Raw genomic sequence first — 14,073 nt, 5'->3', positions numbered from 1 at the left:
GGTGATGTTCATGCGGTTGATGCAATAAGATTAAAACGAGTTAATGTCATGGGGTGTTTGCTTTCAACGGGGAAACTGGTGACAAGCTGTTTACAAGAGTCAGTGAAAAGCACTTGGTTTTATGCCTATTTAACTGGAATAGCTCAACAAGTAAAACAGATGTATAACCTTCCATTGGTTCTTATTGTTGATAATGCCTCGATTCATAGAAGTAAAAAGATGGCTGATTACAGAGAGCTACTTAAAACTAACTTTTCGACGAATCTGTATTTTATTCCAGCTTATAGCCCTGAGTTAAATCGAATCGAGATGGTATGGAAGCAGATGAAATATTATTGGCGAGATTTTCAAGTCATGACAGCTGACAAAATAGAGCAATGGGTGGAGAAAGTATCAAACCAATTCGGAAAAGAATACATGTTTACTTTTTAATGACAACTTAGTAAACAGCCTTTCTGATATTATTATAAATAAAGATAAAGCTTATCAGATGGTGATGATAGTAAAAAAAAGGTATGCGGAGGATACATTAAAAGTTTATCCAGATATTTTAAAATATCATCCTCATTGCCAAGGAGCTATTTTATCGCTTGTATATAACAGATATATAGGTTTGAAAGGAGATCGTCGTAAAGAAATGAAAGAAATTCAAGATGATCTTAAAAAGAATGGAAAAAAGGTTCCTTTATTCTTAAGAAGTATGAAACGACTATGGACTACAAAAGCTAATAGAGGATTACAGGCTAGACGGGAAGATGAAGCAAAAATTTTTGAAAAAGGATTAAAATGTGAATGCTATAAGTAAACTTTTTATTCTGAATATTTTATTTATTTCTTTAAACTCTTATGCAGTGTCTCCTGAAGACTTTTTATATCAGGATGCTTTGAAAATACAGTGTAAAGAAGGAAGTCCTATGCAAGAGGATTTAATGTATTGTGTTTCAAGAAGTTATTTAGAGTCAGATAAAAAATTAAATATAGAATATAGAAAAAGAATGAAAATATTAAAAGGAATCAAAAAAGAAAAATTACTAGCGAGTCAAAGATTGTGGTTAAAGAATAGAAAAAATAAATGTAACTCTGAATATGCAGCTGCAGAGGAAGGGCGTGAAGCACCGATTTATTTAATAGATTGTTATGCTCAAGAAAATTATCAAAGAGTTAGATTTATAAAAAATTATAAATAATTTAAAAATAGAAAAGCAGCTATTTTTAGCTGCTTTTTTCTTTTACCCTTCCAAAACCTCTTCCAGCAACTCCTCACTCGGTACAAAGTAATATGCACCATCCAGTGGGGTTACGAAATGCAGCAGGCGGTCATGAATTCCATCGCCAGAGGTACCAAACATACGTTCTAACATAGCATCGATAATCGTAAGGTCTTTGGTGTAGGCAATAAAGAATAGACCCTGGTCACCACGTCCATCACCATAAGGCAGAGAATGACGTAGGATTTCCATTTCTTCGCCTTCTTCATCTTCCACTACAGTACGTGACACGTGCGCATTTTCAGGTTTGACTTCATCATCCAATTCAATCGATTCAAGCTTGGTACGACCCATAACCTGTTCCTGAGTATCAACTTTTAGCTTTTTCCATTTTTCCAGGTTATGCGCGTAACGTTGGGCAAAAATAAATGAACCATCTTGGAAAATACCTGAATCTTCACCTAATAATGCGACTTCAGCACGATCATCCGGGAATTGCGGATTTTCAGTTCCATCAATAAAGCCAGTTATGTCACGACCATCAAAATAGCGGAAGCAAACCCGCTCATCCAGCACCTGAACCTGAACCTGAATGCCTTCAAAAAAAGCCTGACTGAGCGCAAAACAGATATCAGCACGGGCACTGGCAATATGAATGATCATATCTGCCGGAACCACTGGCATTTCAAATGAACCATGAATGGGCTCAAGCTGTTTAAAGCCTGCAGGAGCTTGATCATAAAGTTTTGCCCACAGTTCAGGACCAAAAGCCACTGCCGTTTTAATTTGTGCTTGAGGATGTTGCGTAATAAGACGATCACGCGAAGTAAAAAGATGTTCGAGTTGTTCTTTTAATTGTTCAATACTCAAATCTTTAAGACGTAAAACAATAAAACGGGCATGATCTGAAGGAAGTGGCAAGATTACCGATTGGGCTGTCATTCATGGCTCCTGTAAGGATAGATCCTGTTTTTAATGTACATATTGTGCCTGAAGCTAGACAGAGTGAATAGTGCAATGCCTTATATTTAAGCAGGTTTTTAGCCTGATTTTATTAGAAAATTCATATAATATTGGGCAAGTTTTGCTGAGTTAAATATCCATGTCCTATCAAATGTGGTTTGCCTATATGCTGGCCTGCTGGGTGATTAGTGTGTCTCCGGGCGCAGGAGCGATTGCTTCCATGTCGAGTGGACTGAATTATGGTTTTCGGCATGGTTACTGGAATGCGCTGGGCCTGCAACTGGCATTATTGGTACAGATTGCAGTGGTTGCGGCAGGCGTGGGAGTTTTGTTTGCGACAACCCCATGGGCATTTTTAGTGGTGAAATGGTTTGGTGTCGGCTATTTATTGTATTTGGCTATTTTGCAATGGAAAGCACCTGTACAATCTATCGAAATTAAACATGAATTGGCGCGAAAATCGAGAGGGAAACTGGTACTGCATGGTTTCTTGGTTAATATCACTAATCCTAAAGCCATCGTATTTTTACTGGCCGTCTTGCCGCAATTTCTGGATTTGTCTAAGCCACAATGGATTCAGTATTTGATTATGGCTGCGACAATGGTGACGATTGATCTGATTGTGATGGCGGGTTATACCGGATTGGCTGCTAAAGTTTTAAGGCTGCTTAGATCGCCGAAACAACAAAAAGTCATGAACCGGACTTTTGCCGGGTTATTTGCCGGCGCTGCATTTTTATTGAGTTTGGTGCATCAATAAAGAGTCTTTGCTCTCTCCTTAAAGGAGAGAGGCGGAATAGATCATTAGAAAATCATCATGATTTAACAGAAAGATTAATTCAGCTTTTTAAACTTCTGCACACAGAAGATCAGTGCAAATAGCACCGCCATGGTCAGTACAATGGTTAAACCAGTCGAAGTATTGAGACCGGCACTCGACCATAGGCCCACGGTCACCCCAATTTGCGCAATCACGAATGCCCAGATCACCATTTGTTTGGGTGAGTGTGCAAGTAATCGTGCGGTCAGGGCAGGGATCACCAGTAATGCCCCCATCAAGAGTGAACCGACTGCTTTCAGCGCAAGCACGGTAAACAATGCCAATAACAACATAAAGATCAGGCGTTGCCATTTGGCATTTACACCTTCACTGACCGCCATGTCCGGATCAATTGCGATTTGAATCTGCGCTTGCCAGCTTTTATAGAGAACGGCTAAGGCCAGAATAATCACGATAGCAAAGGTGGGTAAGTCCGCCCAGGAAATCGTCAGTAGATCACCAAATAGATAGCTGAGAAGTTCCGGTCTTAAACTCGGTAAATGCTGAATGAACAATAGACCTGAGCAAAGCAGTGTTGCTGAACACAGCGCCAGCAAGGCATCATTGGGTAGGCGCGGATCATGCAGTACCCACAAAATCCCTACCAATAATAAGGCAATAAAAGTTACACCCATCCACAGCGGTAAACTTAAAGCCCCAGCAATGGCAACACCGAGTAAAGTACCGTGTGCCATAGTGTCAGCAAAAAATGACATACGTCGCCAGAGCATGAGACAGCCCAATGGGGCAGTCAGAAATACCAATAGCGTACCCATGATCCATGCAGGTAAAAGGAGTTGTAACCAATCCATCATGGTTTAAGCTTCCGGCTCGGGGTGAATATGAGGACGTGAGTCATGCTGACAGGGGGTGGCAGAATCACCATGTGCGCAATGATCATGATGATGCTGATAGAACACCCGGTTAGTGCCAAAAATTGCCTGGTATTCCGGATGTTGCTGCACGCTTTCTGGCAGGCCGCTACAACAAATATGTTTGTTTAAGCAGACCACACGAGTCGTACCTTGCATCACCCATTGCAGGTCATGTGAAACCATCAGTACGGCACAGCCATATTTTTCCGGCAAGTTACGCACATATTCATACAGTTCAGCTTCGGACTGGATGTCTAGACCCTGCATCGGTTCATCGAGAACTAAAATGTCCGGCTGGCGTAATAAGGCGCGGGCCAGTAGCACCCGCTGACGCTCACCGCCAGACAACTGCTGAACTTTAGAATCTTGCAGTTTACTAATGCCGGTATCGCGAATAATTTCGGTTTTAATCTGGGACGGGCATTTTTCTAGTGCCAATAAATCTTTCACTCGTAGCGGCAAGCTATGGGATGGATTGAATTTTTGTGGCACATAAGAAAATTTCAGCTTGCGCGCAGTTTTGATTTCACCCGATTGTGGTTTCAGTATGCCCAGCATGACTTTAATCAAGGTCGATTTACCAGCACCATTGGGACCAATCAGCGTGACAATTTCTTTCTCTTGTAACGAGAAATCAATCGCTTTTAAGATATCGCGCTCATCGATTTTAACCCAGATCTTGGAGAGCTGAATCAGGGGAGAGGCACTTAAGCTTTGTTGCGGCACTGCTGACAAATTCCTGAAATTTCGATAATGCTGTGATGTGCCGTGAAGTCGTCCGAGCTGACCAGTGCATCAAGCTGATCGAGCAGGCCCTGAGCCGACGCTTCTTTCACGGCTTTACATTCGGTACAGATTAAAAAAGCGGCCTGATGCCCTTCGCGGGGATGGCAGCAGGGGATATAGGCATTGATCGAGGTCAGGCGATGAATCAGCCCTTTGCTTAATAAAAAATCCAGAGTGCGATACACCGTTGGTGGTGCTGCAGGACGATCGCTGGCATTTTTCATTTGTGCCAGCAGATCATAGGCGCCCATCGGGCCATGCGCATTCAGAATGAGTTCCAGCACTTCTTTACGTAAAGGTGTAAGGCGTGCGCCGCTTGCTGCACAAAGACTTTCCGCTTCAGCAAGACGTTGTGCGACATTGGGATGGTCGTGCACGCCGTGCAATGCGTTGTGGTGTTCGTGCGAACAGGAACCCATAGTTCACCTCAAGTGCGAAACTGAAAATTAATAGATTTCAAATCTTAACATGAAGCGTTCTGAGTTTCGATTGGGCATAGGTATTTTTGTATTTTTGTTATATTATAACACTTCCTGATTTTATCGTTTTTAAGTGATTTCTACTCATGTTCCGTCTCCTTGCAATCAGTCTGCTCGCATTGTTCAGTACACTCAGTTGGTCACAAAGTCTGGTGGTGTCTACGCAGCCGATCTATCTGATTGCCAAGAAAATTACCCAAGGTGTGGAACAGCCGACTTTATTGCTGGCCAACCAAAGTGGACATGATGTGAGTCTGACTCCGGCGCATCGAAAAACTATTCAGAATGCAGGTCTGGTGATCTGGCTGGGTCAGGCGCATGAAGCACCCTTGGCCAAAGTGCTGAATGAAAGTAATAAAGGCATTGCACTGTTAGACTCGGGGATATTGACCACCTTGCCGATGCGTAATCCGCGTGGCGAGGCCTTAGAAAATACGGTAGACACGCATGTCTGGCTCGATCCGAATAATGCAGTGCGGATTGGTTTCTTTATTGCGGCGCTACGTTCGCAGCAATTGCCGGAGCATCGTGAACGCTACTGGAAAAATGCCCGTGACTTTGCACAAAACATGTTTGCTACGGCTCAGCGTTATAGTTCAAGTAACAAAGCCAAACCTTATTGGTCTTATCACGATGCCTACCAGTATCTTGAGCGCCCACTCAATTTAAAATTCATGGGGGCATTGACCGATGATCCACATGTTTCACCAACCGTGGCGCAAATCAAGTTTTTACAGGATCATCGTCCACAACGCAAAATGTGCCTGCTGGCCGAAGGTCATGCCAGTGAAAACCAGTACCGCAAACTCAATCCGGTACTGTTCCAGCATGTCGATGAAAGCATGAGCGGGGCAGGGGACTTTGTGCAGGCTTGGCAGCAATTGGCCACAGAAACCCAGAAATGTGTACTAAATGCACGCTAATGATTTAAAAAATAGACAGATTTTGATTAGTTTAACAGCAGTGACCCGATTTAAAAAAACACGACTAAGGTCGGGAAAAGATTGCATGTTCAGGGGTGTAACTCTATAATGCCTGCGATTAAAAATAATCACCTGTTAAACTTGTCAAGCATGATTGCTGTGAGTGAATAAATAATGAGCCGAACTAGTCGCTTGATTGACCGACGATTAGCGAAAGCTTTGGTCCTCCTGCAAGCCTGTATGATCCCTGTTTCAGCCTTGATCGGCTGGGTCGTGAAAGACTCAACCGCAGCCTTGAGTGCAGCATTAGGTGCACTGGTATGTTGGCTCGCGACTTGTTATTTTTCGTGGCAATCGTTTCGAGCAGCAGGAGCCCGCGCGTCTAAACAAGTTCTTTCGAACATGTATAAAGGCTTGATGGGAAAGTTTGCCATTGTGATTGTTGGTTTCATTTTAATTTTAAGCAATGTTAAACCGTTGTCAGCGGTGGCGTTGTTTTGTGGTTTTATACTTGTTCAAGCCATGTCGTGGGTCGCTCCGTTTTGGGCGTCACGTCTACAAAAATGAGTATAAGCACAACAAGAAATTGAAAAGTTTTTCAGGAGCAGGCGAGATATCAAGCAGCACGCGATATTCGTTTGTTCTATTAGTTTTTTGACATTGACCAGGTGTGATTTATGGCTGCTGAAGAACATGCCCTTACTTCGACCGAGTATATCAAGCATCACTTGACCAACATGACCTATGGCAAAATGCCGGACGGTACGTGGAAATTGGCCGAGAGCGGTGCTGAAGCTCAACAGATGGGGTTCACTGCTATTCACTTGGATTCAATGGGTTGGTCTATCGGACTGGGTCTGATTTTCTGTTTGTTGTTCTGGTTGGTTGCGAAAGCGGCTAATGCTGGTGTTCCTACCAAGTTCCAGTCTGCAATTGAAATGATTATCGAGTTTGTAGATTCAAGTGTACGTGATACCTTCCACGGGAAGTCTCGATTAATTGCACCCTTAGCATTAACCATTTTCGTGTGGATTTTCCTCATGAACTTGATGGATTTGATCCCTGTTGACTTTATTCCTTATGTAGCTCAACACGCGATTGCTTCTATGCTGGGTGTAGACCCTCATCAGGTTTACTTTAAAATTGTTCCGACTACAGATCCAAACATTACCCTCGGTATGTCTATTTCTGTATTCTTCTTAATTATTTTCTATAGTATTCGTGAGAAAGGTGTTGGCGGCTTCGTTGGTGAGTTAGCACTGAACCCATTTAACCCAAGTAATCCAGTTGCTAAAGTGCTTTTAATTCCATTCAACTTATTGTTGGAATTGACTACTTTCTTGGCGCGACCAGTTTCATTGGCTCTACGACTGTTCGGTAACATGTATGCGGGTGAGTTAATCTTCATTCTTATCGCGTTATTACCGTTCTGGATCCAGTGGGCGTTGTCTGTGCCTTGGGCGATTTTCCACATTTTGATTATTACGCTACAAGCATTCATTTTCATGATGTTGACTATCGTGTACATGAGTATGGCAAGCGAAAAGCATTAATGGTATTGCCTAACTGTCAACGGATGGTTGGGCACACAATTTTTTAACTTAATTTGGTATAAAACCTAACCTCTGAGGAATTATCATGGAACTCACTTTAGGTCTAGTTGCAATTGCATCTGCTATCTTGATCGCTTTCGGTGCTTTAGGTACTGCGATTGGTTTTGGTCTTCTAGGCGGCCGTTTCCTTGAAGCTGTAGCTCGTCAACCAGAATTGGCTCCACAACTTCAAACTCGTATGTTCTTAATCGCGGGTCTTCTTGATGCTGTGCCTATGATCGGTGTTGGTATTGGCTTGTTCTTCATCTTCGCTAATCCATTTGTAGGTTAATCAGCTTAATTCCGAAATTCACTATTTGAGGAATTTGCAATGAATATCAACCTCACATTGTTTGGCCAAGCGATTGCGTTTGCGATTTTTGTCGCATTCTGCATGAAGTTTGTATGGCCACCACTAATCAATGCGATTAGTGAACGTCAGCGTAAAATCGCTGATGGCTTAAATGCTGCTGAAAAAGCGAAGGCTGACCTTGCAGATGCGCAAGCACAAGTGAAAGCTGAGTTAGACGCGGCAAAAGCACAAGCGGCTCAATTGATCGAACAAGCGAACCGTCGTGGTGCACAATTGATCGAAGAAGCGCGTACTCAGGCAGCTGCTGAAGGTGAGCGTATTCGTCAACAGGCTAAAGAAGCTGTTGATACTGAAATCAATTCTGCTCGCGAAGAATTACGTCAACAAGTGGCTGCTCTTGCAGTGACTGGTGCTGAGAAAATTCTTAGCCAGCAAGTTGATGCAGAAGCTCACAATGCCATGCTGACTCAGCTGGCTGCTAAACTTTAAGAGAGGCGGATTATGGCTGAACTCTTGACGTTGGCACGCCCTTACGCAAAAGCAGCATTTGCTTACGCTTCTGAGCAGGGTGCAACTGACTCTTGGTCAACTGCACTTGAATTGCTCAGTGCTGCGGTGCAAGACGAAGCATTTTCAGCTTATCTAAATCGCCCGGAGCTTACACCTGCTGAGCAGGTGTCTCTTTTTGCTAAAGTTTTAGGTGAAGACCAAACTGCAGCCGTGTCTAATTTCTTGACATTGCTTGCTGAAAACAACCGTTTGACGCTTCTTCCTGAAATTGCTGCAGAATATGAACAGCTCAAATCACAGAATAACAATACTGTGGATGTTGTGATTGAATCAGCATTCCCGTTAACTTCTGTTCAGGAACAATTATTGACGCATGCATTAGAGAAGAAATTCGAAGCTGCGGTAAATGTTTCTGTAGAAGTGAAGCCAGAGCTTATTGCTGGTGTAGTTATTCGTGCAGGCGACCAAGTGATAGATGATTCTGCGCTTAATAAGCTTGAAAAAATGCGTACTCGTCTTCTTGCTTAATAAATAAGAAGACTGAACTTTAAAAAGATTGAGGTATAGCGCAATGCAACAACTGAATCCATCCGAGATCAGTGCGCTCATTAAACAGCGTATCGGCGATCTGGACACCAGCGCAACCGCTAAGAACGAAGGAACCATTGTTATGGTTTCCGACGGTATTGTGCGTATTCACGGCTTAGCTGACGCTATGTACGGTGAAATGATCGAATTCGACGGCGGCCTTTACGGTATGGCACTGAACCTAGAACAGGATTCAGTGGGCGTCGTTGTTTTAGGTAACTACTTAAGCCTTCAAGAAGGTCAAAAAGCGCGTTGCACAGGTCGTGTATTAGAAGTTCCGGTTGGTCCAGAACTTTTAGGCCGTGTAGTAGATGCTTTGGGTAACCCGATTGATGGTAAAGGCCCTATTGATGCAAAATTAACTGATGCTGTTGAAAAAGTAGCACCAGGCGTAATTTGGCGTCAATCAGTGGATCAACCTGTACAAACTGGTTATAAATCAGTAGATACAATGATCCCTGTAGGCCGTGGTCAACGTGAGTTGATCATTGGTGACCGTCAAACTGGTAAAACAGCAATGGCGATCGACGCGATCATCGCTCAGAAAAACTCTGGCATTAAATGTGTATACGTAGCAATCGGTCAAAAACAATCGACTATCGCTAACGTGGTACGCAAGCTAGAAGAAACTGGCGCTATGGCGTATACAACTGTTGTAGCTGCAGCTGCAGCTGATCCAGCAGCAATGCTGTATCTAGCTCCGTATTCTGGCTGTACAATGGGCGAATACTTCCGTGACCGCGGTGAAGATGCGTTAATCATTTATGATGACTTGTCTAAGCAAGCTGTTGCTTACCGTCAAATTTCATTGCTTTTACGCCGTCCACCAGGTCGTGAAGCGTATCCAGGTGACGTGTTCTATCTACACTCGCGTCTACTTGAACGTGCTTCTCGTGTATCTGCTGACTACGTTGAGAAATTCACTAACGGTGAAGTTAAAGGCCAAACTGGTTCATTAACTGCATTGCCGATTATTGAAACTCAAGCGGGTGACGTATCTGCATTCGTACCAACCAACGTAATTTCGATTACTGATGGTCAGATCTTCCTTGAAACATCATTATTCAACGCAGGTATTCGTCCTGCTGTGAACGCGGGTATCTCTGTATCTCGTGTTGGTGGTTCAGCGCAAACTAAGATCATCAAGAAATTGTCTGGTGGTATCCGTACTGCTTTGGCGCAATACCGTGAATTGGCAGCATTTGCTCAGTTCGCTTCTGATCTTGACGAAGCAACTCGTAAGCAACTTGAACATGGTCAACGTGTAACTGAGTTAATGAAGCAAAAACAATATGCTCCATACTCAATTGCTGACCAAGCTGTTTCAATTTATGCATCTAACGAAGGCTACATGGCTGACGTAGACGTTAAGAAAATCGTAGACTTTGATGCTGCGTTAATTTCTTACTTCCGTTCAGAACATGCTGCGTTAATGCAACAAATCGATGCCTCTGGTGATTACAACAAAGACATCGAAGCTGCAATCAAAGCAGGTATTGAAAGCTTTAAAGCGACTCAAACTTACTAATTTCAACCTCTGTTGAATTTAGTGTCGGTTTGGTTCACGGAATCAACCTTCGGAAGCTCGCAAGGGCTTTCGAATACTAGGTTAAGCGTATGGCAAATTTAAAAGAAATTCGCGCCAAAGTAGCTAGTATCAAGAGCACGCAGAAGATTACTCGAGCGATGCAAATGGTAGCAGCTTCTAAGATGCGTCGTGCGCAAGAGCGCATGGCTCAAGGCCGTCCGTATGCCGAAAATATGCACCGTGTAATTGCTCATTTGGTCCAAGCGAACCCTGAATACAAACACCGTTATATGGTTGAACGCCCGGTTAAGCGCGTTGGCTATATCATTGTGTCTTCAGATCGTGGCCTTGCTGGTGGTTTGAACATTAACTTGTTCAAGAAAGTGGTTAAACACGTTCAACAGCAACAAGAGCAGTCAATTGAAGTTCAATTTGCTTTAATTGGTCAAAAAGCGGTTTCGTTTTTTAAAAACTACGGCGGTAAAGTGCTTGGGGCGACGACGCAAGTCGGTGATACTCCAAGTCTTGAGCAGTTATCTGGTTCTGTACAGGTGATGTTGGATGCTTATGATAAAGGCGAGTTAGATCGTATTTATCTAGTGTCAAACGGCTTTGTCAATGCCATGACTCAAAATCAAAAAATCGAACAACTTGTTCCTTTGGCTGCTGCTGAAGAAGACAAGAATCTGAACCGTCAATACGGTTGGGATTACATCTACGAGCCTGAAGCTGAAGAGCTTTTAAATGGCTTGTTGGTTCGCTATATCGAGTCTGTGGTGTATCAAGGTGTGATTGAAAACATCGCATGTGAGCAGTCTGCACGTATGGTCGCTATGAAAGCAGCGACAGACAACGCAGGCGAGATCATTAAGAGCCTGCAACTTATTTATAACAAGCTGCGTCAAGCCGCGATTACTCAGGAAATTTCTGAGATCGTTGGTGGTGCCGCTGCCGTTTAACATTATTTTGAATTGAGGAGACAGCAATGAATAGCGGTCGTATCATTCAGATCATCGGCGCGGTTATCGACGTCGAGTTTGAACGCAACAGCGTTCCTAAGATCTATGACGCTCTCCAAGTAGATGGTACTGAAACTACTTTAGAAGTTCAGCAACAGCTTGGTGATGGCGTAGTTCGTACTATTGCAATGGGTTCTACTGAAGGCCTTAAGCGTGGTTTGAACGTAACTAACACTAACGCGCCGATTTCTGTACCAGTAGGTACAGCGACTCTAGGCCGTATCATGGACGTTCTTGGTCGCCCAATCGACGAAGCTGGTCCTGTTGCGACTGAAGCGCGTTTACCAATTCACCGCTCTGCACCTTCTTATGCAGAACAAGCAGCTTCTACTGACCTTCTAGAAACTGGTATTAAAGTCATCGACTTGCTATGCCCGTTTGCGAAAGGTGGTAAAGTTGGTCTGTTCGGTGGTGCCGGTGTTGGTAAAACTGTAAACATGATGGAATTGATCAACAACATCGCGAAAGCTCACTCAGGTTTATCTGTGTTTGCTGGTGTTGGTGAGCGTACTCGTGAAGGTAATGACTTCTATCACGAAATGAAAGATTCTAACGTTCTAGACAAAGTAGCAATGGTCTACGGTCAGATGAACGAGCCACCAGGTAACCGTTTACGCGTAGCGTTGACTGGTTTGACTATGGCTGAATATTTCCGTGACGAGAAAGACGAAAACGGTAAAGGCCGTGACGTACTATTGTTCGTAGATAACATCTATCGTTATACACTAGCGGGTACTGAAGTATCAGCACTTCTAGGTCGTATGCCATCTGCTGTAGGTTACCAGCCTACACTTGCAGAAGAGATGGGTGTTCTTCAAGAACGTATTACATCGACTAAGTCTGGTTCTATTACGTCAATCCAAGCGGTATACGTACCTGCCGATGACTTGACAGATCCATCGCCTGCTACAACGTTTGCTCACTTGGACGCAACTGTTGTATTGAGCCGTGACATCGCATCTTCTGGTATTTACCCAGCGATCGATCCACTAGACTCAACTTCACGCCAGTTAGATCCGTTAGTTGTTGGTCAAGAGCATTATGAAATTGCACGTTCTGTACAGAACGTATTGCAACGTTATAAAGAGCTTAAAGACATCATCGCGATTCTTGGTATGGACGAGCTTGCTGAAGAAGATAAACTGGTTGTTTACCGTGCGCGTAAAATCCAGCGTTTCTTCTCTCAACCGTTCCACGTAGCTGAAGTATTTACTGGTGCTCCTGGTAAATTAGTATCTCTTAAAGAAACGATTCGTGGCTTTAAAGGTCTTCTAGCTGGTGAATACGATCACATCCCAGAACAAGCGTTCTACATGGTTGGTGGTATTGACGAAGTTATTGCTAAAGCCGAGAAACTTTAATTAGCTACTCTAATTTAGGAGATTCTCATGGCGACTATGCAATGTGATGTTGTAAGTGTTCAGGAGTCTTTGTACTCAGGCACTGTAACGATGCTAATTGCAAAAGGTGCTGGTGGTGAGTTGGGTATTATGCCTGGCCATGCTCCGCTGGTAACTTTGCTCCAACCTGGCGCGATCCGCGTTATTTTGGATAACGGTACAGAAGAGTTGATCTATGTATCTGGTGGTGTTCTAGAAGTTCAACCGCACGTTGTTACGGTTCTTGCAGATACTGCAATCCGTGCTGACAACTTAGATGAAGCTGCAATTCTTGAAGCGCGTAAACACGCTGAAGCATTGCTTGCGAATCAAAAGAGCGATTTGGACTCTGCTGCTGCTTTGGCTGCTCTTGCAGAAACTGCTGCTCAGTTGGAAACGATCCGCAAAATCAAAAACCGCGCTCAGTAAGAGACGGTTTGAGATTGAAAAAACCACCCGAAAGGGTGGTTTTTTTATGATAAGAAGATTCTTAAATTTAAAAAATTTCTATAGGAAAAGGGTATGGCAGTTGAACATGGTATTTGGAAAGTTGGGGATACTCCTCAATTGCTTTGCAATTCAATTATTGATAGCGAAAAACTCTTAGAAGATCAGATACGTAAAGATATATCTATTTTAAATGAAAATTGGATGTTAATTGGACAGCAAGTCTATACAGATTTTAATAAATACATAGACTTATTGGCTGTTGATGCAGAGGGAAAGGTCATTATTATTGAATTAAAAAAGGATAAGACTTCAAGAGAGGTAGTTGCACAAATCTTAGATTATGCCTCATGGGTAATGGATTTGGATGCAACAAGATTATCTGAGATTTATTTAAAATATATTAGGGTCTGTTGACATTTTCTGTTCAAAAAAATAGCGAGAAAGTAAAATTTAATCGCCAAACTAAATTTACTTCTCGCTATGCCTCGTACAATGCTGAATGATCAACACTGGTCTAAGTTACTTTCTATTTTCCGAAATTTTGATATCTATTTCAAATCTAATTTGAGAAATTTTGTCGAAGCAATACTTTATAGAATAAGAACAGGCTGCCCATGGCGTGATTTGCCTAAAGAATTTG

The 14,073-nt window shown here is 43.0% G+C and carries 20 protein-coding genes; 16 read left to right on the top strand and 4 right to left on the bottom strand.

Going from position 1 to position 14,073, the window contains the following annotated elements:
• Positions 1-24: 24 nt before the first annotated feature.
• From ACNPNW_RS04030 to ACNPNW_RS04020, 3 genes are read left to right on the top strand one after another with little or no spacing between them, the layout of a single operon-like run.
• A complete protein-coding gene (locus tag ACNPNW_RS04030; protein ID WP_448766560.1) occupies positions 25-432 on the top strand; it encodes a transposase in 408 nt (135 codons plus the stop codon).
• A 58-nt stretch (positions 433-490) separates the two neighbouring features.
• Entirely contained in the window at positions 491-805 is a 315-nt protein-coding gene (locus tag ACNPNW_RS04025; protein WP_448766558.1) for a hypothetical protein, read from the top strand.
• The gene (locus ACNPNW_RS04020; RefSeq protein ID WP_222110670.1) at positions 789-1,187 is read left to right on the top strand and encodes a lysozyme inhibitor LprI family protein; all 399 of its coding nucleotides are present in this window, start codon (positions 789-791) and stop codon (positions 1,185-1,187) included. The genes ACNPNW_RS04025 and ACNPNW_RS04020 overlap by 17 nt, the downstream gene beginning before the upstream one ends.
• 42 nt (positions 1,188-1,229) lie before the next feature.
• On the opposite strand, the gene ACNPNW_RS04015 is transcribed toward ACNPNW_RS04020, so the two are convergent.
• Positions 1,230-2,150 carry a Dyp-type peroxidase gene (locus ACNPNW_RS04015; RefSeq protein WP_253148274.1) on the bottom strand — a complete coding sequence of 307 codons (921 nt, stop codon included), beginning with the start codon at positions 2,148-2,150 and terminating at the stop codon, positions 1,230-1,232.
• Between the two features lie 160 nt (positions 2,151-2,310).
• On the opposite strand from ACNPNW_RS04015, the gene ACNPNW_RS04010 reads away from it, so the two are divergent.
• Entirely contained in the window at positions 2,311-2,931 is a 621-nt protein-coding gene (locus ACNPNW_RS04010; RefSeq protein WP_004280977.1) for a LysE family transporter, read from the top strand.
• Positions 2,932-3,005: 74 nt separating this feature from the next.
• On the opposite strand, the gene znuB is transcribed toward ACNPNW_RS04010, so the two are convergent.
• From znuB to ACNPNW_RS03995, 3 genes are read right to left on the bottom strand one after another with little or no spacing between them, the layout of a single operon-like run.
• Positions 3,006-3,806 carry a zinc ABC transporter permease subunit ZnuB gene (gene znuB / locus ACNPNW_RS04005; RefSeq protein ID WP_005105129.1) on the bottom strand — a complete coding sequence of 267 codons (801 nt, stop codon included), beginning with the start codon at positions 3,804-3,806 and terminating at the stop codon, positions 3,006-3,008.
• A 3-nt stretch (positions 3,807-3,809) separates the two neighbouring features.
• Complete coding sequence (gene znuC / locus ACNPNW_RS04000; RefSeq protein ID WP_005105130.1) at positions 3,810-4,592, bottom strand: zinc ABC transporter ATP-binding protein ZnuC; 783 nt, start codon at positions 4,590-4,592, stop codon at positions 3,810-3,812.
• The gene (locus ACNPNW_RS03995) at positions 4,574-5,071 is read right to left on the bottom strand and encodes a transcriptional repressor (RefSeq protein WP_448766557.1); all 498 of its coding nucleotides are present in this window, start codon (positions 5,069-5,071) and stop codon (positions 4,574-4,576) included. Before ACNPNW_RS03995 ends, znuC begins: the two co-directional genes overlap by 19 nt.
• Before the next feature lie 146 nt (positions 5,072-5,217).
• Here ACNPNW_RS03995 and ACNPNW_RS03990 point away from each other — a divergent pair, with 146 nt between their 5' ends.
• From ACNPNW_RS03990 to ACNPNW_RS03935, 12 genes are all read left to right on the top strand, one after another.
• Positions 5,218-6,054, top strand: coding sequence for a metal ABC transporter solute-binding protein, Zn/Mn family (locus tag ACNPNW_RS03990; RefSeq protein WP_448766556.1), 837 nt, complete (start codon positions 5,218-5,220; stop codon positions 6,052-6,054).
• 174 nt (positions 6,055-6,228) lie between these two features.
• Positions 6,229-6,621, top strand: coding sequence for an ATP synthase subunit I (locus tag ACNPNW_RS03985; protein ID WP_004280982.1), 393 nt, complete (start codon positions 6,229-6,231; stop codon positions 6,619-6,621).
• 110 nt (positions 6,622-6,731) lie between these two features.
• Positions 6,732-7,607, top strand: a complete 876-nt coding sequence (atpB, locus tag ACNPNW_RS03980; protein WP_004644859.1) for a F0F1 ATP synthase subunit A — start codon at positions 6,732-6,734, stop codon at positions 7,605-7,607.
• Positions 7,608-7,692: 85 nt separating this feature from the next.
• Entirely contained in the window at positions 7,693-7,938 is a 246-nt protein-coding gene (atpE, locus tag ACNPNW_RS03975; RefSeq protein ID WP_000424060.1) for a F0F1 ATP synthase subunit C, read from the top strand.
• A gap of 39 nt (positions 7,939-7,977) precedes the next feature.
• Positions 7,978-8,448, top strand: a complete 471-nt coding sequence (locus ACNPNW_RS03970) for a F0F1 ATP synthase subunit B (RefSeq protein ID WP_121980227.1) — start codon at positions 7,978-7,980, stop codon at positions 8,446-8,448.
• Positions 8,449-8,460: 12 nt separating this feature from the next.
• Positions 8,461-8,997 (top strand): F0F1 ATP synthase subunit delta, encoded by a 537-nt coding sequence (locus ACNPNW_RS03965; RefSeq protein WP_448766555.1) that lies wholly within the window; start codon positions 8,461-8,463, stop codon positions 8,995-8,997.
• Between the two features lie 43 nt (positions 8,998-9,040).
• Complete coding sequence (gene atpA, locus ACNPNW_RS03960; RefSeq protein ID WP_004644861.1) at positions 9,041-10,585, top strand: F0F1 ATP synthase subunit alpha; 1,545 nt, start codon at positions 9,041-9,043, stop codon at positions 10,583-10,585.
• Between the two features lie 89 nt (positions 10,586-10,674).
• On the top strand, positions 10,675-11,544 hold the full coding sequence (atpG, locus tag ACNPNW_RS03955; protein ID WP_005105137.1) for a F0F1 ATP synthase subunit gamma: 870 nt from the start codon (positions 10,675-10,677) through the stop codon (positions 11,542-11,544).
• A gap of 26 nt (positions 11,545-11,570) precedes the next feature.
• Complete coding sequence (gene atpD / locus ACNPNW_RS03950) at positions 11,571-12,965, top strand: F0F1 ATP synthase subunit beta (protein WP_044112392.1); 1,395 nt, start codon at positions 11,571-11,573, stop codon at positions 12,963-12,965.
• Positions 12,966-12,992: 27 nt separating this feature from the next.
• On the top strand, positions 12,993-13,412 hold the full coding sequence (locus ACNPNW_RS03945) for a F0F1 ATP synthase subunit epsilon (RefSeq protein ID WP_448766554.1): 420 nt from the start codon (positions 12,993-12,995) through the stop codon (positions 13,410-13,412).
• Between the two features lie 93 nt (positions 13,413-13,505).
• The gene (locus ACNPNW_RS03940; RefSeq protein ID WP_448766553.1) at positions 13,506-13,847 is read left to right on the top strand and encodes an endonuclease NucS domain-containing protein; all 342 of its coding nucleotides are present in this window, start codon (positions 13,506-13,508) and stop codon (positions 13,845-13,847) included.
• A 66-nt stretch (positions 13,848-13,913) separates the two neighbouring features.
• A partial coding sequence (locus tag ACNPNW_RS03935) for a transposase (protein ID WP_448766559.1) occupies positions 13,914-14,073 on the top strand: 160 nt, incomplete at its 3' end.

Source organism: Acinetobacter endophylla (genome assembly GCF_053543775.1).
The sequence above is the reverse complement of the archived record's forward strand: the minus strand, read 5'-3'. Positions and strand labels throughout refer to the sequence as shown.